Origin of the sequence: Comamonas denitrificans (assembly GCF_017368815.1) — a bacterium.
Taxonomy (GTDB): Bacteria; Pseudomonadota; Gammaproteobacteria; order Burkholderiales; family Burkholderiaceae_C; genus Comamonas; species Comamonas denitrificans.
On sequence record NZ_JAFNME010000016.1, the window covers coordinates 53,653 to 75,558 of the forward strand.

Below are 21,906 nucleotides of genomic sequence, written 5' to 3' on the forward strand. Positions count from 1 at the left end.
AATGGCAAGAGAGTACAAAGATGTGGTGGTAGGGCTGGATATCGGCACCTCCAAAGTCATGGCTGTGGTGGCCGAAGTGTTGCCCAATGGCGATTTAAAACTGGCGGGCTTGGGGGTCGCCTCCAGCAACGGATTAAAGCGCGGTGTGGTGGTCAATATTGAAGCCACCGTGCAAAGCATTCAGCAGGCTTTAAAAGAAGCCGAGCTGATGGCCGATTGCAAAATTCAGCGCGTGCATACCGGCATCACCGGCAGCCATATTCGGGGCCTTAATCAAAGTGGCGTAGTGGCCATTAAAGACAAAGAAGTCACGCCCACGGATGTGGCCCGGGTGATTGAAACGGCCAAGGCGGTGAGTATTTCGTCCGATCAACGCCTGCTGTTGGTCGAGCCGCAAGAATTTGTCATTGACGGACAAGACGTTAAAGAGCCCATCGGCATGAGCGGCATTCGTTTGGAAGCGAAAGTACACATTGTCACCGGGGCCCAAAGTGCGGCGGAAAACATCATTAAATGCGTGCGCCGTTGTGGCTTGGAAGTGGAGCAATTGCTGCTCAATCCCTTGGCCGCCAGCCAATCGGTGCTGACCGATGACGAGCGCGAATTGGGCGTGGTCTTGGTCGATATTGGTGCCGGCACCACCGATGTGGCGATCTTTACCGGTGGGGCCATTCGCCATACGGCGGTGATTCCGATTGCGGGCGATTTAATTACCAGCGATATCGCTATGGCCCTGCGCACGCCCACGAAAGATGCCGAAGACATCAAGGTTGAGAGCGGTTTTGCCAAGCAATCGCTGGCCGATCCGCAGGCCCAGGTGGAAGTGCCCGGCCTGGGCGACCGGGGGCCGCGCATGCTGGGCAAGCAGGCCTTGGCCGGGGTGATTGAGCCGCGGGTCGAAGAAATTTTTCATCTGGTGCACCAAGTCATTCGCGAATCGGGCTATGAAGAGGTGCTCTCCTCCGGGGTGGTGATCACGGGCGGCAGCTCGGTCATGCCGGGGATGGTGGAGCTGGGAGAGGATATTTTTCTCAAGCCGGTGCGCCGGGGGGTGCCCCAATATGCCAGCGCTTTGGCCGATATGGTGGCCCAACCACGCTCAGCAACGGTGATGGGATTATTGGAGGAAGCGCGCCTGGCGCGCTTGCGCGGTTTCAAGGTGGCACAAAAAAGTGGCTCGATGAAGACCGCTTTAGGCCGATTCAGAGACTTTATTGTGGGAAACTTCTAGGTATCGCTATCTGAAGCTTTCCAGATACATTTGCGCGATGGCAAATTGAATTTGCTTTCCAATAAAACACTAGCAGTGCATGATTGACAAGGTTTCCAGGAGTTCCCGCATGACGACTATCGAAATGATCGACACCGAAAAATTTAACCAAGGTACTCAGATTAAAGTGATCGGGGTCGGTGGTGGTGGCGGCAACGCGGTTGAGCACATGATCGCCAACAGCGTGCAGGGTGTGGAGTTCGTGTGTGCTAACACCGATGCGCAGGCCTTGATTCGCAGCAACGCCAACCGCACCATCCAGCTGGGGCTAAGCGGCTTGGGCGCGGGCAGCAAACCCGACAAAGGCCGTGAAGCGGCCGAGGCCGCTGTGGAAGATATTCGTGCCGCTATTGATGGCTCGCACATGCTTTTTATTACCGCCGGTATGGGCGGTGGCACGGGCACGGGGGCTGCCCCCGTCATTGCCCGCGTGGCCAAGGAAATGGGGATTTTGACTGTTGGTGTGGTGACCAAACCCTTCGAGTGGGAGGGCAACCGCCGCATGAAAAACGCCGATGAGGGCCTGTCTGAACTGGAGGCCAACGTCGATTCCCTGATCGTCGTGCTCAACGAAAAATTGCTGGAAGTCTTGGGTGACGATGTCTCTCAGGAAGAGGCGTTTTCCCACGCCAACGATGTGCTGCGCAATGCGGTGGGCGGTATCGCTGAAATCATCAACGAATACGGCCACGTGAACGTGGACTTTGAAGACGTGCGTACCGTGATGGGCGAACCGGGCAAGGCCATGATGGGCACGGCCCGTGCCAGCGGCCCCGATCGCGCCCGTATTGCCGCCGAGCAAGCAGTGGCTTGCCCGCTGCTGGAAGGCATTGACCTTTCGGGTGCCAAAGGCGTGCTGGTGCTGGTCACGGCGGCCCGTGGCAGCTTGAAGCTGTCGGAGTCGCGCCAGGCCATGACCACCATCAAGGCCTATGCTTCGGAAGATGCCCACGTGATTTACGGGGCAGCGTATGACGACAGCCTGGGTGAAGATATTCGCGTGACGGTGGTGGCTACGGGCCTGTCCCGTCCAGGGGCACGTCGCCAGGCCATGTCGGTGGTGCAGGGCGGTTTGCGCACTGGTACCGACAACATGACCCTGGTCGGCACCCCAACGGCCAGCATGAACGCGGCGTTGGCCGGCGGCAATCCGGTGGCTGCTGCTCCCGTGGGTGCCGCAGGTGCCTATGGCAGCGGCGATGCCTCGACCTCCAGCGTTTGGGGCTCTAACCGCACCAACCGCACCCATGCTGCGGCCCGTGTGGATGCCTTGTCCTCTGGCGGCATGGACGATTTGGAAATTCCCGCTTTCTTGCGCAAACAGGCCGATTAAGGGCACTGAGCCGCATTCTCTGCGGCCCACGCGCCCAGCTTGGTGGCGATTCCAGCTTCGGTTGGGCAGCCTTAGAAACCATCCATGGTGCTTATAGAAAAATCTATAAGTTTGCTTTGGATGGTTTTTGTTTTAGCTCTCTACAATCGCGCCATGCTAGAGCAAAGAACCATTAAAACACTCACCCGTGCCGTGGGCATGGGGCTTCACAGTGGCCAGCGGGTGGAGATGACGCTACGGCCCGCGCCCCCGGATACCGGTATTGTTTTTCGCCGCGTTGATTTGCCGGAACCGGTGGATATTGCCATTTCTGCGCAAGCGGTGGTCGATACCCGCATGGCCTCGACGATTGGCGCAGCCGGGGCCAAGGTGCATACGGTGGAGCACTTGATGTCGGCTTTGTGCGGGCTGGGAATTGACAATATCGTGATTGATATTACGGCCGAGGAAGTGCCCATTTTGGATGGTTCTTCTTCTTCCTTTGTATTTCTATTGCAAAGTGCCGGTATTGAATTACAAAAAGTAGCAAAAAAATTTATTCGCGTGATAAAGCCTGTGGAGGTGCGCGAAGGCGCCGGTGCCCAATTGAAGTGGGCGCGGTTTGAGCCCTACCATGGTTTTAAATTGCGCTTTGAAATTGATTTTGCCCATCCGGCGGTGGATTCAACGGGGCAAAGTTTTGAGTTTGATTTCGGCCGGGGGGATTACGTGCGCGATATTGCACGGGCCCGCACTTTTGGCTTTACCCGCGATGTAGAAATGCTGCGCACCAATGGTTTGGCGCTGGGCGGTGGTCTGGACAATGCGATTGTGATGGACGACTACAAGGTGTTGAACAGCGATGGTTTGCGCTACGGGGATGAGTTTGTCAAACACAAAATCCTTGATGCGATTGGCGATTTGTACCTGATTGGCCGCCCGATCTTGGGCGCATACAGCGCGTTTCGCTCTGGCCATGCCATGAACAACCAGCTGCTGCGGGCCTTGCTGGCCCAGCCCGATAGCTGGGAGGAGGTGACCTTTGCCCGCGATCGGGACGCGCCGGCCGGATTTAATGCCGTCGCTGCGGCCTGGTAAACACAGCACAACCCAGGAGCTGGCATGCTGATTTTTCGTTGGTTGGTGCTGTTTTTGTTGCTGGGGGCGGCGCTGTCGTTTGCGTTTTATCTGGGCACAGGCCGCGTTTATTTCAAACGCTGGGCGCTGTTGATTTTGAAGTGGAGTGTGATTGCGGGCATCAGCTTTTTTGCCGTGCTGATGCTGGGCCGCATTGTTTAGAACGTGTTCACGATCTCCTCATGGGTGTGCGGGCGCGGCTTCGGGCGGTCTGCGTCGTTGCAAATCCTCGCAATAGCCAAGCTATTGCTGTGGTTTGCGCCTCACAACCCATCCCGAACCGCATCCCCCACACCTTCATTCGAGATCATGAACACGTTCTTAGCCAGGCGGTGCCTTGGCGGGTGATTCAGCGGGTGATTTATTGCAGCCCATTGCGCCGCGCCAGTTCGGCAAACAGGCCGCTGTGGTCGAGCTGGTCAAAGCCATGTTCCACGGCGCTGGTGTAGAGCTGGGCGAAAAAATCGGTAATCGGCACCTCTAGCCCCACTTCTGCCGCAGTCGTTTGCGCATTGCGCAGGTCTTTGAGCTGCACGCCCATGCGGGCCCCAGGGGCAAAGTTGCGCTGCACCATGCGCTGGCCGTGCAGTTGCAGGATGCGGCTGTCGGCAAAGCCGCCGGTGATGGCTTCGCGCACTTTGGCCGGGTCGGCCCCGCCTTGTTCGCACAGCAGCAGGGCTTCGGCCACGGCGCCGATGGTGATGCCCACAATCATTTGGTTGGCCAGCTTGGCCAGTTGCCCGCTGCCGTGGGGGCCCACATGGGTGGCACGGCCTAAAACATTAAAAATAGGAGCTGCTTGCGCTGCATCTTCAACATCTCCACCGACCATGATTGCCAAAGTGCCCGCCTCTGCACCGACAGTACCTCCTGAAACAGGAGCATCCAGGTGCCGCACGCCTTGCGTCTGCAGGCGTTGGGCGTGCGCACGGGCTTGGCGCGGCTGGATGGAGGCCATGTCGATCACCAGGCTGCCGCTGGCCAGGCCGTGGCAGGCGCTGTCCGCGCCCAGGCCAAACAGCACCTGCTCGACCACATCGCCGTTTTCCAGCAGGCTGAGCGTGATGTCGGCCCCGGTGCAAGCTTGGCGCGGGGTGGCGCAAATGACGGCTCCATCTGCGGCCAAGACTTCGGCCTTGGCCTGAGTGCGGTTCCAGACGCGCACCGGGTAACCGGCTTGGGCCAAGCGCCGGGCCATGGGCAGGCCCATGTTGCCGGTGCCCAGCAGGCACAGGGTCAGAGGGGAGGGGGGCAAGGTGGCGAGGGTGGGCATGGTGTGTAAGGTGTTGTGGGTGTGCAAGGTGGTTGTGGTTTAAGTGGACTGTTGTTGCAGGGCCCACATGCTGGCGTAGCGGCCATTCAGTGCCAGCAGTTGCTGGTGGTTACCGCGCTCGACAATCTGGCCGGCATCGAGCACCAGAATTTCGTGCGCATCGACCACGGTGGACAGGCGGTGGGCGATCACCAAGGTGGTTTTGCCCTGGGCAGCGGCCCGCAGCTCGGCCTGGATGGCGCGTTCGTTGGCGGAATCGAGGGCGCTGGTGGCTTCGTCAAAAATCAAAATGGGCGGGTCTTTGAGCAGGGTGCGGGCAATGGCCACGCGCTGCTTTTCGCCCCCGGAGAGTTTCAGGCCGCGCTCCCCCACCGTGGTGGCGTAGCCCTGGGGTTGGGCAGCGATGAAGTTGTGAATGTGCGCGGCGCGGGCGGCCTGCTCAATCTCTTCTTGGCTGGCATCGGTGCGGCCATAGGCAATGTTGAAGGCGATGCTGTCGTTGAACAGCACCGTATCCTGCGGCACGATGCCGATGGCGCGGCGCAGGCTGGCTTGCGTGACCTGGCGAATGTCTTGCCCGGCGATGGTGATGCGCCCCTCTTGCACATCGTAAAAGCGGTAGAGCAGGCGGCTTAAAGTGGATTTGCCCGCGCCTGAGGGGCCGACCACGGCCACGGTTTTGCCTGCCGGAATCTCAAAACTCAGGCCGTGCAGGATGGGGCGCTCGGCTTCGTAGGCAAAACGCACGTTTTCAAAGCGCACGGTGGGCGTGGCCAGATCGGTCAGCGCGGTGGCATCGGGGCGGTCTTGCACCTCTTGCGGGCGGTCCATCAGGGTGAACATCTTGTCCAGATCGACCAGGTTTTGCTTGATTTCGCGGTAGATCACGCCCAGAAAATTGAGCGGGATGTAAATCTGAATCATGAAGGCATTCACCATGACCAGATCGCCCAGGCTCAAACGCCCATCCACCACCCCTTGCGTGGCCCGCCACAGCATGGCCACCAGCCCCACGGCAATGATCAGCTGCTGCCCGCCGTTGAGCAGCGACAGGCTGGTGCGGCTTTTGAGCTGGGCGCTGCGCAGTTGCTGCAGGCTGGTGTCGTAGCGTTGGGCCTCAAAGGCTTCGTTGTTGAAGTATTTGACCGTTTCGTAATTGAGCAGGGAATCGACCGCCTTGGTGTTGGCCGCCGAATCAAACTGGTTGGCCTGGCGGCGAAACTGGATGCGCCATTCGGTCACCGCCACGGTAAAAATCACATACACCACCAGGGCGGCCAGGGTGATCAGGGCAAAGCCGATGTCCAGCTTGTTGCCCAGCACCGTGAGCACCAGCAGCACCTCGACCAAGGTGGCCACGATGTTGAAAAACGCAAACGACACCAGCGATTCAATGCCGCGCACGCCGCGCTCGATGTCGCGGGTCATGCCGCCGGTTTGCCGCTCCAGGTGAAAGCGCAGGCTCAAGCGGTGCAGGTGCTCAAACGTGGCCAGCGCAATCGAGCGGGCCGCGCCGTGGGTGGCTTTGGAGAAGACAAATTCCCGCAGTTCATTGAACAAGGAGTTGGCAAAGCGCAAGGCCCCGTAGGCCACGAGCAGGCCCACGGGCACCACCAGCAGCGCCTGGGCGCTGCCAGCGGGCACGTCCATGGCATCAATCAACTGTTTCAGGAGCAGGGGCACGCCCACGTTGGCGCTTTTGGCGGCCACCATGCAGGCAATGGCAATGATGACGCGCCACTTGTACTCCCACAAATAGGGCAGCAGGCGGGCAATGGTGCGCCAGTCGCCGGGGCGGTGGCTGGCCGCACTGGAATCAAAAGAGGGGGGCATAGGAGAGAATTGGGCGTTTTAAGATGAAGGAATTGTCCCCCATGAATCTGGATAAGTTCACCCTGCAAGCGCCGCCCGCTGACCGCGAGCTGGTATTGAAAGTGATTCCCATGCCTGCTGATTGCAACGCCAATGGCGATATTTTTGGCGGCTGGCTGATGTCGCAGGTCGATTTGGCTGGCTGCATCTTGCCCATGCGCTTGAGCCAGGGGCGCATGGCGACGGTGGCGGTGAAAGAGTTTTTATTCACCCAGCCGGTGCGCGTGGGTGATTTGCTCTCGTTCTACGCCAAGATTGAGCGCGTCGGCACGACCTCGGTCACGGTGGAAGTGCAGGTGCTGGCCCAGCGCCTGGCCACGCAAAACGCCTATGTGCAAGTGGCGCACGCCATCCTTACCTATGTGGCCATTGACGACGAAGGCCGCCCGCGCCCGGTGGCACCCGCGGCCGTGCATTGAGCCGACGGCGGGGGCGGCACGGGCGCTTTAACGCTACTTAACGCTGCTCGTGCACCTGGGTGCCTTTCTCTGTGCTAATGGTGTATTTGGCTGAAAACGCTTTGCTGGATTGCGCTTCTAGCTCTTGTTCCCATAGCACAAAACCTGGCTGGCCATTCCATTCGGTGCTGGTGGCGTTGGGGCTAAAGCTGGTTTGCACCCGAATGGCGGCGTTTTTGGCCACCGGCGCTGCCTCCAACACTTGCAGCACGATGGGCTGGCGGTGGCGGTTTTCGACGCTGAAGCGGTGCTCGATGCTGCGTTCGCTGCGGCCCTGCATAAAGCCTGCGGTATCGGTCAGCTCTTTGACCGGTTCGGTGCGCACCACGATGCGATCGTCGCGGCCAAAGGACAGGCCCAGGCGCTCGAAATCGCTCGATTGCGGGTCAAACCGGGTTTGGCCCACGTTGGCCTGGTTCCGCTCCAGGGCCATGGGGCCCGCGGGCCAATCGCCGGACAGTTTGGGCAATTGGGCCACCAGCCAGGCGTGGGGCTCGCGCATGGGGGTGGTGCGTGCCACCAGCACGGCAGGCACTTGTTCGGCACTGAGCGACAAGGTGACGCGCTCCCCGCCCGAGGGGATGCTCACCTTTTGCGGCAGGGCAAACTGGGTGGCGTAGGCCCCCTCGGTGGCTACGGCCTCAAAGCTGGGCAGGGGGGCAGCATCGGCGCTGGCGGCTTTGCGCAGCGCTGGCGCTGGTGCCGACAGGGCCACCATGGGGGCGCTGGCCATGTTCATTTCGGCCTGCGCAGCTGGCGGCGGTGGCACATCCAGCGTCCAGGGGCGCGGCAGTGGCCCTTGGCTGGCGGCCAGCGGCTGGCCGGTGGACAGGGTCAGCGCCACGCCGCGCCAATCTTCGCCGGTGGTTTGTGCCACCAGGGCCAGGCGCTCCAGCTCCACGGTGGCGGTCTCGGTATTGAGCCGGGCGCGGTAGCTGGGCCCCCAGCTGGGGCCGCGCACTTGGTAGTGCAGGTGGATGTCGGCGGCGTTGGCGCTGGCCAAGGTCACGCGCACCATGGCCACTTGCTCAGATTGCACGCTGCCTTGCTCGGCCTGGATGCGCTCCAGCGCCTGTTGGCGCTCTTCCAAGCTGCGCTGGGCGCGGGCCAGTTGGGTGAGGGTATCGACCGCTGAGCGGCGCAGGGCTTGGGCTTTGGCCCCAATCTGGGGGGGCGGCGGCAGCCCTTGGGTGCCTGGGGCTGCGCCAGCTTGGGTGGTTAGCCAGGTGTGGGCCAGCTCCAGCCCTTGGACCTCGGCTTGGGCGCGGGCCACATCGTCCTGGGCGCTGCGTATGCGCTCGGCCACGGCACTGTCGCAGCCGGTGGCAATGCGCCGCTCCAGGGTTTGCACATTCACTTCGCCAATGCGCACGCTGCGGTCGCTGCGCACTTGCAGGCTGCGGGGATCGAGTTGGGCGGGCAGGCAGGCAAAGACGGCTTGCGTGCTGCCCGCAGGCAGGCGCAAGACGCGCTCGACCGAGGCCACGCCAGGGTAGAGCGTGACCGCGCGGATGGTTGAAGCCGGTGTGGCTGGAGCGCCTGCCGCCAAGGCGGTGGAAGTGATGGCCACCAAGGCGGCGGCACCCCCAGCGTAACGAAAGCAAGACAGCATGGTGAGCCTTTCTTGGAAAGCCGCCATGCTAATCAATTGCGCCGGCTTTGCCTTGGCTTATTACGCTTTGGAACGTGCGTTCAGCAGCCGCTGAAGTCGGGGCGGCGTTTCTGCATAAACGCCGAGAACGCTTCTTTGGCCGCCGGGCCGCGCAGCAGTTGGCCAAAGGTGTGGCCTTCTTCCTCGATGCGCTGCAGCGTGGCCGCTTGCTGGCCTTGCTTCATTAGGCGCTTGGTGGCCACCAGCGATGCCAAGGGTTTGGCGGCCAGTTTTTTGGCTTGGGCCTGGGCGTAGGCGTTGCATTCGGTGGGCGGCAGCACGCGATTGACCAGGCCCACCTCGAGTGCGGCCTCGGCCATGAAGGGCTCGCCCAGCAAGAGGGCTTCGGCGGCGCGGTGGTAGCCCAGCATTTGCGGCAGCAGCAGGCTGGAGGCGGCCTCGGGGCACAGGCCCAGGTTCACAAAGGGCAAAGAGAAGGCCGCGTTGTCACCCGCATAGACCAAATCGCAGTGCAGCAGCAGCGTGGTGCCAATGCCCACGGCCGGGCCGCAAACGGCGGCCAGCATGGGTTTGCTAAAGCCCACCAAGGCCCGAAGGAACTGAAAGACCGCTGCTTCTTCGTTGGCCGGTGGGTTGTTTAAAAAATCGCCAATATCGTTGCCCGCGCTAAAGACGGTGACATCACCCTGAAACACCAGCACGCGCGTGGCCGCGTCGGCATCGGCGGCGGTCAGCGCCTGGGTCAGCTGGGCGTACATGGCTTCGGTGAAAGAGTTTTTCTTCTCCACGCGGTTGAAGGTGATGGTGGTGACACCGGCTTCGGTGTGGATGAGGAGGTCTTGGTGCATGGCGCTTTATTCCTTGTAGTAAACGATTTGGTGGCTGGTGGCCAGCAGCTGGCCTTGGGTGTCCCAGATTTGGGCAGTTTGGTCGAAAAATCCGTTGCGCAGCGCCTGCGCGTCGGCCTGGCCCAGCACATGGGCACTGCCCTGGGCGGCCAGCTGGGCGCTGTCGGCGTGAAAGTACACCGTGAACGACACCGTGCCGGCGGGCACGATGCGGGCGCGGCGCAGCCAAACGCGCGGGAAGAAGACATCGCACAGCGCCGCCAGGCTGGCAAAGTCCAGCGGCCGGGGCGGTTCGTCGCGCACCCACAGCTGGCTTTGCGTGGGGTGCAGGCTGTCGTCCCATACGCTGGGCAGGTTGCCGCTGATGGCCCGCCAGTCGTAGCGCTGCAGCCAGGTCATGGCGCGGCGCACGTCCACGCTGGGGCAATCGGCGGCGGCCGGTACGGTGGGGGCCGCCACGGCATCGGCGCTGAAGGTGGCCCGGCGCACGGCGGTGACCACGGTGGCGGTGGTGGTGATTTCCTCTTGCCCGCTGGCATTGGTTTGGCGCAGCTCCACCACCCAATGCTGGGTGGAGCGGTTGGTGCGCACGGCGCGGGGCACCAGGTGCATGGCACCGTCTTGCACCGGGCCGGCAAAGTTCACGGTCAGCGACAGCGGCTGGCCCAGGCAATCGGGGTGTTGCAGCACGCTGTGCAGCAGCAAGGCGGCCGTGGCACCGCCGTAAGGGCCGACCATGTTGGCGTAGCCCGCATGGGTGTGGGCGACAAAGCTGCCGTCCGGCTGGGGCTGAAGCTGCAGCATGGCATCCAGGGGGTGTGGCTGGGGCATTGCAATTCCTAGGGGTGAAAAACTTTAAAAATAGCTGCTAGCGCTTAAATTTAAAGGGTTTCAGATATAAAAACACCTTAAACCCAATGGATTCAAGCGGTACAAGCTCTGGTTAAAGCATTGCATCGTCTGTGTAAAAAAACCCGCCCGGGCAAGCCACAGGCGGGTAAAACGCAATGATCATTCAAAAAATACGCCAGATTTTTGGGGCTTACAGCGCTTCAAAAATCCCGGCAGCGCCCTGGCCGGTGCCGATGCACATGGTCACCATGCCGTACTTGCGCTTGTGGCGGCGCAGTGCGTGGATGGTGGTGGCCGCGCGGATGGCCCCGGTCGCGCCCAGCGGGTGACCCAGGGCGATGGCACCGCCCATGGGGTTCACGTTGGCCGGGTTCAGGCCCAGGGTGTTCACCACCGCCAGGGACTGGGCGGCAAAGGCTTCGTTCAGCTCGTACCAGCCGATGTCGTCCGATTGCAGCCCGGCGTAGCGCAGCGCGGCGGGAATGGCCTCGATGGGGCCAATGCCCATGATCTCGGGCGGCACACCCCGCGCGGCGTAGCTGACAAAACGCGCCAGGGGCGTGAGGCCAAACTGCTTCACGGCCTTTTCGCTGGCCAAAATTAACGCACCTGCGCCGTCGCTGGTTTGCGAGCTGTTGCCGGCGGTGACGCTGCCGCGTGCGGCAAACACCGGGCGCAGCTTGGCCAGGCCTTCGAGCGAGGTATCCGGGCGCGGGCCTTCGTCCAGGCTGACGGTGCGGCGCTTTTCGATCACTTCGCCGGTGGCCAGATTCGGGCTGCGGTCGATGATTTCAAACGGCGTGATCTCGTCGGCAAACTCACCGGCCTGCTGGGCCTTGATGGCCCGCAGGTGCGATTCCAGCGCGAAGGCATCTTGCGCCTCGCGGCTGACTTTCCATTGCTGGGCGACTTTTTCCGCCGTCAGGCCCATGCCGTAGGCAATGCCCACGTCTTCGTCGCGGGCGAAGACGGAGGGGTTGAACGAGGGCTTGTTGCCGCCCATGGGCACCATGCTCATGGATTCGCCCCCCCCGGCGATCAGCACGTCGGCCTCGCCTACGCGGATGCGGTCGGCGGCCATCTGGATGGCGGTGATGCCCGAGGCGCAAAAGCGGTTCACCGTTACGCCGCCCACCGGGTGGGGAAAGGCCAGGCCCATGACGATGCGCGCCATGTTCATGCCCTGTTCGCCCTCGGGGAAGGAGCAGCCGATGATGCTGTCCTCAATCGCCCGGGGGTCCAGCGTGGGCACCTGGGCCATGGCCCCGCGCACGGCGGCCAGCAGCAGATCGTCCGGACGGGTGTTTTTGAAATAACCGCGTCCCGAGCGCCCGATGGGGGTGCGCGTGGCGGCAACGATGTAGGCTTCTTGAACTTGTTTCATAGTGATTTCTCTCTTTGCCGCATTAGTTGCGCACCGGCTTGCCGGTGTTGAGCATGCCCAAAATGCGCTCGTGCGTTTTGGGTTGGCCGATCAGGTGGCAGAAGGCTTTGCGCTCCAGCGCCAGCAGGTACTCCTCGGTCACCAGGGTGCCGCCATCCACTTCACCGCCGCAGACCACTTCGGCAATCATGCGGGCGATTTTGAAGTCGTAGGCGCTGATAAAGCCGCCGTCGCGCATGTTCACCAGCTGCGCCTGGATGGTGGCAATGCCGCTGCGCCCGGCCACGGGGAACAGGCGCTTTACGGGGGCCCGCCAGCCGCTGGCGGCCAGGGCCTTGGCCTCGTTGATGGCGGTAAACAGCACCTCGTCCTTGTGCGGCACGATGATGTCGCTATCGAGCAAATAGCCCAGCTTGCGCGATTCAATGGCGCTGGTGCCCACCTTGGCCATGGCGGCGGCGGTGAAGCCTTCGGTCAGGAAGGGCAGCAGGTCTTTGCTGGTGCTTTGCTGCATTTTTTCGGCGGCGCGGCGGGCGATGTAGGTGAGACCTCCCGCACCGGGGATCAGGCCCACGCCCACTTCCACCAGGCCGATGTAGCTTTCCATGTGCGCCACGCGGCGGGCGCTGTACACCGCCAGCTCGCAGCCACCGCCCAGGGCCATGCCGTGGATGGCGCTGACCACGGGCACCTGGGCGTAGCGCAGGCGCATCATCAGGTTTTGCAGCTCGCCCTCGATGCTGTCGATGGCATCCGCCCCGCCGACGACAAAGGCGGGCATGGTCGCTTCCAGGTCGGCCCCGACGCTGAACGGCGCATCGCCCGACCAGATGACCATGCCTTGGTAATCGGCCTCGGCCAGCTCGATGGCTTCCATCAGGCTTTCCATCACTTCGGGGCTGATGGCGTGCATCTTGTTCTTGATGCTGGCGATCAAGACCTGATCGTCCAGCGTCCAGGCACGCAGGGCTTTGTTTTCAAACAGCGTGGTACCGGCGGTTTTCCAGTCGGGCAGGCTGTCTTCGCCCAGCAGTTTTTCAGGGAAAAGCTGCTTTTCATAGACGGGCAGCACGCGGCGTGCTACAAATTTCTTCTCAGCCGCATTCCACGAACCTTGGGCTGTGTGTACGCCACCGGCCTGGGCCACCGGGCCTTCAAACACCCAGGCGGGCAGGGGCGCGTTGCACAGGGCTTTGCCTGCGTCGATGTCTTCTTGCACCATTTGGGCCACTTGCAGCCAACCGGCTTCTTGCCACAGCTCAAACGGGCCTTGCTTCATGCCAAAGCCCCAGCGCATGGCCTGGTCCACATCGCGGGCGGACTCGGCAATGTGCTCCAGGTGCAGCGCGGCGTAGTGAAAGCTGTTGCGCAAAATGGCCCACAGAAACTGGCCGGGGGCCCCCTCGGCATTGCGCAGCAGTTGCAGGCGCTCGGCGGCGGGCTTTTTCAGCATGCGGGCGTACACGTCGTCGGCCTTTTGGCCAGCGGGCACGTAGTCTTCGCTCTCCAGCTCAAAGCGCAGGATGTCGCGGCCCACTTTTTTGAAGAAGCCTTTTTTGGTTTTCTGGCCCAGGTGGCCCAGTTCGATCAGCTTGGCCAGCACGGCGGGCGTTTCAAAGCTGCCGTAGAAGGGGTCGGTTTCAAGACTGAGGTTGTCTTGCAGCGTTTTGATGACGTGGGCCATGGTGTCCAGGCCCACCACGTCGGCGGTGCGGAAGGTGCCGCTGCTGGCGCGGCCCAGTTTTTTGCCGGTGAGGTCATCGACCACGTCGTAGGTCAGGCCAAAGTTTTCCACCTCTTTCATGGTGGACAGCATGCCGGCAATGCCGATGCGGTTGGCGATGAAGTTGGGCGTGTCTTTGGCCCGCACCACGCCCTTGCCCAGGCCGCTGGTGACAAAGGCTTCGAGCTGGTCGAGCACGATGGGCTCGGTGGTGGGCGTGGCAATCAGCTCCACCAGCGGCATGTAGCGCGGCGGGTTGAAGAAGTGGATGCCGCAGAAACGGGGCTTGATCGCCTCGGGCAGCACTTCAGACAGCTTGGTGATCGACAGGCCCGAGGTGTTGCTGGCCACGATGGCGTGCTTGGCGACAAACGGGGCGATCTTGGTGTAGAGGTCCAGCTTCCAGTCCATGCGCTCGGCAATGGCCTCGATCACCAGGTCGCACTCTTTGAGCAGTTTCAGGTGCTCTTCGTAGTTGGCCGCTTGAATCAAATCGGCATCTTCAGCCACGCCAATGGGCGAGGGCTTGAGCTTTTTCAGGTTGGCAATGGCTTTGGTGACGATGCCGTTTTTGTCGCCTTCTTTGGCGGGCAGGTCAAACAGGATGACGGGCACTTTCACGTTCACCAGATGGGCGGCGATCTGCGCCCCCATCACGCCCGCGCCGAGGACGGCGACTTTTTTCACATTGAATCGGGACATAAAACTTCTTTGCTAAAAATTACTGCACACGCACCCAGGTCTGGGTGCGGCCAAAGGGGCCAATCGAGCCGCGCACTTCCAGCTTTTGGCCGCCGTCGATGGGGGTCAGGCGCAGGGTGTAGAACTTGCCGTTTTCGGGGTCGAGAATCTTGCCGCCCTCCCACACGTCTTTGTCAGCCGCTTTCTTTGCGCCCTGGATGATGGGCAGGCCCACCATGGGCTGGTCTTTGAGCGCATCTTTGCACTCCACGCACAGGGCTTTGGGGTCGGCACCGGGGCGCAGCAATTGCTGCACGCGCCCTTGCAGCACGCCGCCTTGGTCTTCAATGACGATTTGCGACTTGGGCTGGCCGGTTTTCTCGTCCACGCTTTTCCAGGTGCCCACGGGGGTCAGCTGGGCCAGAGCGGGCAGGGCCAGGGCAGATAAAGCAATAGCTGTTAGCGCTTGGTATGTCTTCATTTCAAATAACTTTCTATTTAAAAATAAGGCGTAGCAAGCGCTACGCGCTATTTGTTATGGATTAGGCCAGGGCCGCATCCGTATCCATCAGCACCTTGCTGCCAGCGCGGGCGGTGCGCATCAAGAGCACGGTCTCGGGGAACAGCTTGGCAAAGTAGAAGCGCGCCGTTTGCAGCTTGGCGGTGTAGAACGGGTCGGTGCTGCCGTTGGCAATGGCACGCAGCGACACCTGCGCCATGCGCGCAAACAAATAGCCAAACACCAGGTGGCCAGCCACGCGCAGGTAATCGACGGCGGCCGCGCCCACTTCGTCGGGGTTTTGCATGCCTTTGAAGCCGATTTCGGTGGTGAACTTGGTCATTTGCTCGCCCAGGATGGCGATCGGGTTGATGAACTCGGCCATCTTCTCGTTCACGCCTTCTTCCTGCACCAGGGCACCGATCAGCTTGCCCAGCTTTTTCAGCGTGGCACCCTGGTTGCCCAGCACCTTGCGGCCCAGCAAATCCAGCGATTGGATGGTGTTGGTGCCTTCGTAGATCATGTTGATGCGGTTGTCGCGCACAAACTGCTCCATGCCCCACTCTTTGATAAAGCCGTGGCCGCCAAACACTTGCATGCAGGCATTGGTGGCGATGTGGCCGTTGTCGGTGACAAAGGCTTTGACGATGGGGGTCAGCAGGGCGACCAGCTCATCGCTGTCGGCACGCACTTTTTCATCGGGGTGGCTGTGCGCCTTGTCCAGCAGCAAGGTGCAAAACACTTGCAGGGCGCGCGCGCCTTCGGCGTAGGCCTTGGCGGTGAGCAGCATCTTGCGCACGTCGGGGTGGACGATGATGGGATCGGCATCCTTGTCCTTGGCCTTGGTGCCGCTCAAGGAGCGCATTTGGATGCGGTCTTTGGCATAGGCCAGGGCGTTTTGGAAAGCCACTTCGGTCAGGCCCAGCGACTGGTTGCCCACGCCCAGGCGGGCGGCGTTCATCATCACGAACATGGCGGCCAGGCCCTTGTGCGGCTGGCCCACCAGGGTGCCGATCGCGCCGTCGATGCTGATTTGCGCGGTGGAGTTGCCGTGGATGCCCATTTTGTGCTCCAGGCCGGTGCAGAAAATGGGGTTGCGGCTGCCCAGCGAGCCATCGGCATTCACATTGAATTTGGGCACCACAAACAGGCTGATGCCTTTGCTGCCCTTGGGCGCATCGGGCAGGCGGGCCAGCACCAGGTGGACGATGTTTTCCGCCACGTCGTGCTCACCGGCGCTGATGAAGATTTTGTTGCCGGTGATTTTGTAGGTGCCATCGCCCTGCGGCTCGGCCTTGGTGCGCAGCAAGCCTAAGTCGGTGCCGCAGTGCGGTTCGGTCAGGCACATGGTGCCCGTCCACTGGCCGCTGACCAATTTGGGCAGGTAGGTTTTCTTTTGCTCGTCGGTGCCGTGGGCCAGCAAGGCTTCGTAGGCACCGTGCGACAGGCCGGGGTACATCGTCCAGGCCTGGTTGGCGCTGTTGAGCATTTCGTACAGGCACTGGTTTACGGTGTGGGGCAGGCCCTGGCCGCCAAACTCGGGGTCGCACGACAGGGCGGGCCAGCCGCCTTCCACGTAGGTGGCGTAGGCTTCTTTGAAGCCCTTGGGCGTGGTCACGCTGTAGTCTTGCTTGTTGTGCGTGCAGCCCTCGGCATCGCCGCTGATGTTCAGCGGAAAAGCCACTTCGGCGGCGAACTTGCCGGCTTCTTCCAGCACGGCGTTGATGGTGTCGGCATCGGTTTCAGCGTGCGCGGGCATGGCCTTGAATTCGGCTTCGACGTTGAACACTTCATGCAGCACAAATTGCATGTCGCGCAGGGGCGGGTTGTAAGTAGGCATAGGAACTCCTTGGCGAAAAAGGATGAGAGATGAGGGGGGGGGAAGGGAACCGAAAATAGAAGCCAGCAGACGGCGGCGATGGGGTCAGTCCACCTTGGCACCGTTGCGGCGCAAGATGTTTTCAAACCCGGCCAGGGCGCGCGGCACAGAATCCTTGCGCCCTAAAAAGCGCACGTCGTAGTGCAGCACCAAAATCAAACCGTGAATTTCAAACAGCAGCTGGTAAGGGTCGGCATCGGCGTGCAAATGGCCGGCGGCCTGTGCTTGCTCAATTGCCCGGCGCATGGCGGCGTGCCAGGTGTTGAACGAGGCCACCAGGGCATCGCGCACCGCGCCTTCGCGCTCGCTAAATTCGACAGCGCCGCTGATGTAGATGCAGCCCGAGTCCAATTCGATGGTGGTGCGCTGCATCCAGTTACCGAACATGGCGCGCAGGCGCGGCAGGCCTTTTTCGGCCTGCAAAGCGGGGTAGAACACCTCTTGCTCAAAGCGGTGGTGGTACTCGCGCACCACAGAGATTTGCAGCTCTTCGCGCGAGCCGAAGTGGGCAAACACGCCCGACTTGCTCATGCTGGTGGCTTCGGCCAGGCCGCCGATCGACAGGCTCTCCAGCCCATGGTGGGTGGCAATGTGCAGCGCCGTGTCGATGATGTTGGTTTTTGTCTGCTGCCCCTTGGCCATGGGGCGGGAGCGGCTTGCGCTGGAGGCGCGGGCTAAAGACGGGAGGGTAGGTGTACGTGACATAAGCGATAAACAAAAACGAACGTTCGTTCTATTTATCTTAAGTCACTCCCGCCATTGAAAAGCTAGGGAAAACCCGAAATTGCTTTGTTTTTCTGCGCGCTAAACCAAGATGGCCACGCAGGCATCCCAATGCTCGGTGGGCAAACGCTTAAACCCGGTGCGCACAAAGCGCAGCCAGCGCCCCTGCACAAAGCTCATCAATAAATTGGCCGCCACCTGGGCATCGTGCATGCGGGCCGCCGCATCGGCGGCATCGACTGCCCCGGCTGCTGGGCGCAGGCATTGGCGCAGGGTGGATTCGACCTTGTCGAGCAACTGGTTCATGCGCGCTTGCAGGCGTTCGTTTTCGCCTTGCAGGGCATCGCCCACCATCATGCGCACCATGCCGGGGTTTTTTTCGGCAAACTGCAACAAAACAGAAGCTATCCGCGCAGCACGGGCGCGGCCTTCTTCAAGGGTTAATGTGCCTAATACAGCCTCTTCGCCCGCAATCTGCTGCACTAAACTGAGCACGGTTTGCTCGATAAAGTCCAGCAGCCCCTCAAACATCTGCGCCTTGCTGGCAAAGTGGCGGTACAGCGCGGCCTCGCTGACCTGCAGCCGTTTGGCCAGGGCGGCCGTGGTGATGCGCTCGTTGCCCGGCTCTTGCAGCATGGCGGCCAGGGTTTGCAGAATTTGCGCTCTGCGCTCACCGGGTTTGAGGCGTTTGCGGGTGGGGGTGTCTGAAGAGGGCGCGGTCGTCATAAGAGGCGGGTTGTGTTAGTGATTGCAGATCATCGTGCCATAGGCTTGATCGGTCAAAATTTCCAACAGCATGGCGTGCGGCACCCGGCCATCGACGATGTGTACCGCGTGCACGCCGGCCTTCGCCGCGTCAATCGCGCCGGCAATTTTGGGCAGCATGCCGCCGGAGATCGTGCCATCGGCCACCAGCTCGTCAATTTGCCGGGCGGTCAAGGTGGGCAGCAACTGCCCGGCCTTGTTTAAAACGCCCGGAATATTGGTCAGCAGCAGCAGTTTTTCGGCGTGCAAGGTGGTGGCCAAACGGCTGGCCACCACGTCGGCATTGATGTTGTAGCTTTCGTTTTCTTCGCCAAAGCCAATGGGGCTGACCACCGGGATGAAGGCATCGTCCTGCAGCGCTTTGACCACGCTGGGGTCAATGGCCACGATGTCGCCCACCTGCCCCACATCGTGCTCCAGGCTGGGGTTTTGCTGGTCGAGCATCTTCAGCTTTTTGGCGCGGATCATGGCGCCATCGCGCCCGGTCAGGCCCACGGCCTTGCCGCCCGCTTGGTTGATCAGGCCGACGATGTCTTGCTGCACTTCACCAGCCAGCACCCATTCGACCACCTCCATGGTCTCGGCATCGGTCACGCGCATGCCTTGGATGAAGTGGCCTTCTTTGCCCAGGCGCTTGAGCGCGGTTTCAATCTGCGGTCCGCCACCGTGTACGACCACGGGGTTGATGCCCACCAGTTTCAGCAGCACCACATCCTCGGCAAACGCGCGTTGCAGCGTCGGATCGGTCATGGCGTTGCCGCCGTATTTGATGACCATGGTTTTGCCATGGAATTTGCGGATGTAGGGCAGTGCCTGGGCCAGGATGTCGGCCTTGGCGTGGGGGGGGATGGCAGGGAGCGTCATGGTGGAAAACAAAAAGGTTGGCTGAAAACAAACAGATGCAATTGTGGCTCAGGATGCGCCCACAAAAAATGCCGGCGCTGGCCGATGCGGGCACAGTTTTTGGGCCATGGGCCATGCCCAATGGGCTGCGTCACGTGCGCGGGGTTTCACGTGCGCGGGGTCTCCAACCCCAGCCGTTCGCGCCGGTAGCTGCCATCTTGCACCTGGCGGCACCAGTCCAGGTTGTCCAGGTACCACGCCACGGTCTTGCGCAGGCCGGTGTCAAAAGTCTCTTGCGGTACCCAGCCCAATTCGTGCTGGATTTTTTGGGCATCAATCGCATAGCGCAGGTCGTGGCCGGGGCGGTCGGTCACGAAGGTGATTTGGCTGGCGTAGCTTTGGCCGTCGGCGCGCGGCTGCAGCTCGTCGAGCAGGGCGCACAGGCTGCGCACCACGTCGATGTTGCGCTTTTCGTTGTGGCCGCCGATGTTGTAGGTGGCACCGATGTGGCCCTGGGTAATGACGGTGTAGAGCGCCCGGGCGTGGTCTTCGACGTAGAGCCAATCGCGGATTTGCTCGCCTTGGCCGTACACCGGCAGGGGCTTGCCCTCCAGCGCATTGAGGATGACCAGGGGGATGAGTTTTTCTGGGAAGTGGTAAGGCCCGTAGTTGTTCGAGCAGTTGGTCACCAGCGTGGGCAGGCCATAGGTGCGCTGCCAGGCGCGCACCAGGTGGTCGGAGCTGGCTTTGCTGGCGCTGTACGGGCTGCTGGGCGCGTAGGGGGTGGTTTCGGTGAACAGGTCATCGGTGCCATGCAGGTCGCCATACACCTCGTCGGTGCTGATGTGGTGAAAGCGAAAGGCCGATTTTTTGGCGCTGTCCAAGCCCCCCCAGTAGCTGCGGGCCGCTTCCAGCAGGGTGTAAGTGCCGACGATGTTGGTTTCGATGAAGGCCGCTGGCCCGTCGATGGAGCGATCGACGTGGCTTTCGGCGGCCAGGTGCATGACGGCATCGGGCTGGTGCTGGGCAAAGACGCGGTCGAGTTCTGCGCGGTGGCAAATATCGACCTGCTCAAACGCGTAGCGCGGGCTGGCGCTGCACTCGGCCAGCGAGGCCAGATTGCCCGCGTAGGTCAGCTTATCGACATTGACGACGCTGTCGCTCGTGTGGCGAATGATGTGGCGCACCAGGGCGGAGCCAATAAAGCCGGCACCGCCGGTAATCAAGAGTTTCATAGTCTTTAAAAATAAGTAGCTGGTAACGCTGGCTGCATAAGCAGAAAGGGGTTATTTCTTATAAATTTTTTTACGATAAATGCGAGCCGATTGTAAACAGTGCCGTGCCGGCCTTCGCAGGCCGGGGGGCGCGGGTAAAAGTACGTGCGTGCGAATAATGCCCCCGGCCTTGGCTACACTGGCGCACCGCCCCGCAGGGGCCTTCTTTTTTTTTGAATCTTCATGTCTATGCACTCTGCCGTTCTCACTGGCACCGGGCTGTACCAGCCGCCGTTTACGATCACCAATGCCGAGTTGGTTCAAGCTTTTAACCGCTATGTGGATTTGCACAATGCCCGCCATGCCGATGCCATCGCGCGGGGCGAGCAGCAGGCCTTGCAGCATTCGAGCGTGGAGTTCATTGAAAAAGCCTCGGGCATTCAGCAGCGCTTTGTGCTGGAGAAAAGCGGCATTCTCGACCCCGAGCGCATGTACCCCCATTACCCGCAGCGTGGCGATGAGGAGCTGTCGCTGATGGCCGAAATCGCCGTGGCTGCGGCCCAGCAGGCGCTGGCGCAGGCCGGGCGCACCGGGGCGGAGGTGGACATGGTGCTGTGCGCCGCCTCGAACATGCAGCGGGCCTACCCGGCCATGGCGGTGGAAATCCAGCAGGCGCTGGGGGCTGGGGGCTATGGTTTTGACATGAACGTGGCCTGCTCTTCGGCCACGTTTGCGCTGGAGCAGGCGGTGAACGCCGTGCGCTCAGGCAGCAGCCGCTGCGTGCTGGTGGTGAACCCGGAGATCACCTCGGCCCACCAAGAATGGCGCGACCGCGACTGCCACTTTATCTTTGGCGATGTGTGTACTGCCATCCTGATCGAACGGGCCGATACGGCGGTGGCTGCCGAGCGCTGGGAGGTGCTGGGCACCCGGCTGGCCACGCAGTTTTCCAACAACATCCGCAACAACTTCGGTTTTATGAACCGCTGCGAGGATGCCGACCCGCAGGCCCGCGATAAAACCTTCCGCCAAGAAGGGCGCAAGGTATTCAAAGAAGTGGTGCCGATTGCCGCCGCCCACATTGAGGGCCACCTGGCCCAGCTGGCCTTGCAGCCCGACCAGGTGCGCCGCTACTGGCTGCACCAGGCTAATGAGGGCATGAACCAGCTGGTCATCAAAAAGCTGGTTGGCACGGCCACGGCCGACCGCGCCCCGCTGATTTTGGACACCTTTGCCAACACCGCGTCGGCCGGCTCCATCATCGCCTTTCACCAGCACCGCAGCGATTTGCAAGCGGGCGATGTGGGGGTGATTTGCTCGTTTGGCGCGGGCTATTCGGTGGGCAGCGTGGCGGTGCGCAAGCTTTAGAACGTGTTCATGATCTCGAATGAAGCCGCGCCCGCACACCCATGAGGAGATCGTGAACACGTTCTTAGAACGTGTTCAAAGTCTCGTCTGATGTGAGAAGCTTGCGAGATGAGAAAAGGTTACCCGAGCGATATCAAGCGCGAGCAGTTCGAAGCGATTCGTCCATTGCTGGAGAGTGCGCGCAGAAAGACGG

The 21,906-nt window shown here is 61.5% G+C and carries 19 protein-coding genes and 1 pseudogene; 7 read left to right on the forward strand and 13 right to left on the reverse strand.

The features are described from left to right. The first annotated feature begins 1 nt into the window (after window position 1). The 4 genes from ftsA to J1777_RS08695 all read left to right on the forward strand — a co-directional run bounded on the left by ftsA (window position 2) and on the right by J1777_RS08695 (window position 3,881). Entirely contained in the window at window positions 2–1,231 is a 1,230-nt protein-coding gene (gene ftsA, locus J1777_RS08680; RefSeq protein WP_207575358.1) for a cell division protein FtsA, read from the forward strand. A gap of 109 nt (window positions 1,232–1,340) precedes the next feature. After that, window positions 1,341–2,603 (forward strand): cell division protein FtsZ, encoded by a 1,263-nt coding sequence (ftsZ, locus tag J1777_RS08685; RefSeq protein WP_207575359.1) that lies wholly within the window; start codon window positions 1,341–1,343, stop codon window positions 2,601–2,603. Window positions 2,604–2,756: 153 nt separating this feature from the next. Next, window positions 2,757–3,680 carry a UDP-3-O-acyl-N-acetylglucosamine deacetylase gene (gene lpxC, locus J1777_RS08690; protein ID WP_207575360.1) on the forward strand — a complete coding sequence of 308 codons (924 nt, stop codon included), beginning with the start codon at window positions 2,757–2,759 and terminating at the stop codon, window positions 3,678–3,680. A 24-nt stretch (window positions 3,681–3,704) separates the two neighbouring features. Then, window positions 3,705–3,881, forward strand: a complete 177-nt coding sequence (locus J1777_RS08695) for a hypothetical protein (RefSeq protein WP_207575361.1) — start codon at window positions 3,705–3,707, stop codon at window positions 3,879–3,881. 199 nt (window positions 3,882–4,080) lie between these two features. Here the strand turns inward: J1777_RS08695 and J1777_RS08700 are convergent, their stop codons facing one another. Further along, complete coding sequence (locus J1777_RS08700) at window positions 4,081–4,992, reverse strand: NAD(P)-dependent oxidoreductase (protein ID WP_207575362.1); 912 nt, start codon at window positions 4,990–4,992, stop codon at window positions 4,081–4,083. Between the two features lie 39 nt (window positions 4,993–5,031). Beyond that, window positions 5,032–6,825, reverse strand: a complete 1,794-nt coding sequence (locus tag J1777_RS08705) for an ABCB family ABC transporter ATP-binding protein/permease (protein ID WP_207575363.1) — start codon at window positions 6,823–6,825, stop codon at window positions 5,032–5,034. Window positions 6,826–6,866: 41 nt separating this feature from the next. On the opposite strand from J1777_RS08705, the gene J1777_RS08710 reads away from it, so the two are divergent. After that, entirely contained in the window at window positions 6,867–7,283 is a 417-nt protein-coding gene (locus tag J1777_RS08710) for an acyl-CoA thioesterase (protein ID WP_207575364.1), read from the forward strand. A gap of 37 nt (window positions 7,284–7,320) precedes the next feature. Here J1777_RS08710 and J1777_RS08715 read toward each other — a convergent pair whose 3' ends face one another. From J1777_RS08715 to rfbB, 11 genes are all read right to left on the reverse strand, one after another. Beyond that, window positions 7,321–8,934, reverse strand: coding sequence for a DUF4139 domain-containing protein (locus tag J1777_RS08715; protein WP_207575365.1), 1,614 nt, complete (start codon window positions 8,932–8,934; stop codon window positions 7,321–7,323). 80 nt (window positions 8,935–9,014) lie between these two features. Then, on the reverse strand, window positions 9,015–9,782 hold the full coding sequence (locus tag J1777_RS08720) for an enoyl-CoA hydratase (protein WP_207575366.1): 768 nt from the start codon (window positions 9,780–9,782) through the stop codon (window positions 9,015–9,017). 6 nt (window positions 9,783–9,788) lie between these two features. After that, on the reverse strand, window positions 9,789–10,613 hold the full coding sequence (locus J1777_RS08725) for a thioesterase family protein (RefSeq protein ID WP_207575367.1): 825 nt from the start codon (window positions 10,611–10,613) through the stop codon (window positions 9,789–9,791). Window positions 10,614–10,824: 211 nt separating this feature from the next. Further along, window positions 10,825–12,018 carry an acetyl-CoA C-acyltransferase gene (locus J1777_RS08730; protein WP_207575368.1) on the reverse strand — a complete coding sequence of 398 codons (1,194 nt, stop codon included), beginning with the start codon at window positions 12,016–12,018 and terminating at the stop codon, window positions 10,825–10,827. 22 nt (window positions 12,019–12,040) lie between these two features. Beyond that, the gene (locus J1777_RS08735) at window positions 12,041–14,443 is read right to left on the reverse strand and encodes a 3-hydroxyacyl-CoA dehydrogenase/enoyl-CoA hydratase family protein (protein ID WP_207575369.1); all 2,403 of its coding nucleotides are present in this window, start codon (window positions 14,441–14,443) and stop codon (window positions 12,041–12,043) included. A gap of 19 nt (window positions 14,444–14,462) precedes the next feature. Beyond that, window positions 14,463–14,903: a DUF2147 domain-containing protein gene (locus J1777_RS08740; RefSeq protein ID WP_207575370.1), complete on the reverse strand. Its 441-nt coding sequence runs from the start codon at window positions 14,901–14,903 to the stop codon at window positions 14,463–14,465. Window positions 14,904–14,964: 61 nt separating this feature from the next. Further along, window positions 14,965–16,761 (reverse strand): acyl-CoA dehydrogenase C-terminal domain-containing protein, encoded by a 1,797-nt coding sequence (locus J1777_RS08745; RefSeq protein ID WP_207575371.1) that lies wholly within the window; start codon window positions 16,759–16,761, stop codon window positions 14,965–14,967. 84 nt (window positions 16,762–16,845) lie between these two features. Further along, window positions 16,846–17,505, reverse strand: a complete 660-nt coding sequence (locus J1777_RS08750) for a TetR/AcrR family transcriptional regulator (RefSeq protein WP_207575372.1) — start codon at window positions 17,503–17,505, stop codon at window positions 16,846–16,848. A gap of 99 nt (window positions 17,506–17,604) precedes the next feature. Next, window positions 17,605–18,249 (reverse strand): nucleoid occlusion factor SlmA, encoded by a 645-nt coding sequence (gene slmA, locus J1777_RS08755; RefSeq protein ID WP_207575373.1) that lies wholly within the window; start codon window positions 18,247–18,249, stop codon window positions 17,605–17,607. A gap of 15 nt (window positions 18,250–18,264) precedes the next feature. Continuing rightward, window positions 18,265–19,152, reverse strand: coding sequence for an acetylglutamate kinase (argB, locus tag J1777_RS08760; RefSeq protein ID WP_207575374.1), 888 nt, complete (start codon window positions 19,150–19,152; stop codon window positions 18,265–18,267). A gap of 146 nt (window positions 19,153–19,298) precedes the next feature. After that, window positions 19,299–20,366, reverse strand: a complete 1,068-nt coding sequence (rfbB, locus tag J1777_RS08765) for a dTDP-glucose 4,6-dehydratase (RefSeq protein ID WP_207575375.1) — start codon at window positions 20,364–20,366, stop codon at window positions 19,299–19,301. A gap of 228 nt (window positions 20,367–20,594) precedes the next feature. Here rfbB and J1777_RS08770 point away from each other — a divergent pair, with 228 nt between their 5' ends. Together J1777_RS08770 and J1777_RS08775 are read left to right on the forward strand one after the other, a co-directional pair. Further along, window positions 20,595–21,713, forward strand: coding sequence for a beta-ketoacyl-ACP synthase III (locus J1777_RS08770; protein WP_207575379.1), 1,119 nt, complete (start codon window positions 20,595–20,597; stop codon window positions 21,711–21,713). A gap of 108 nt (window positions 21,714–21,821) precedes the next feature. Then, window positions 21,822–21,906, forward strand: a pseudogene (locus tag J1777_RS08775) (IS5/IS1182 family transposase); the annotation flags it as partial.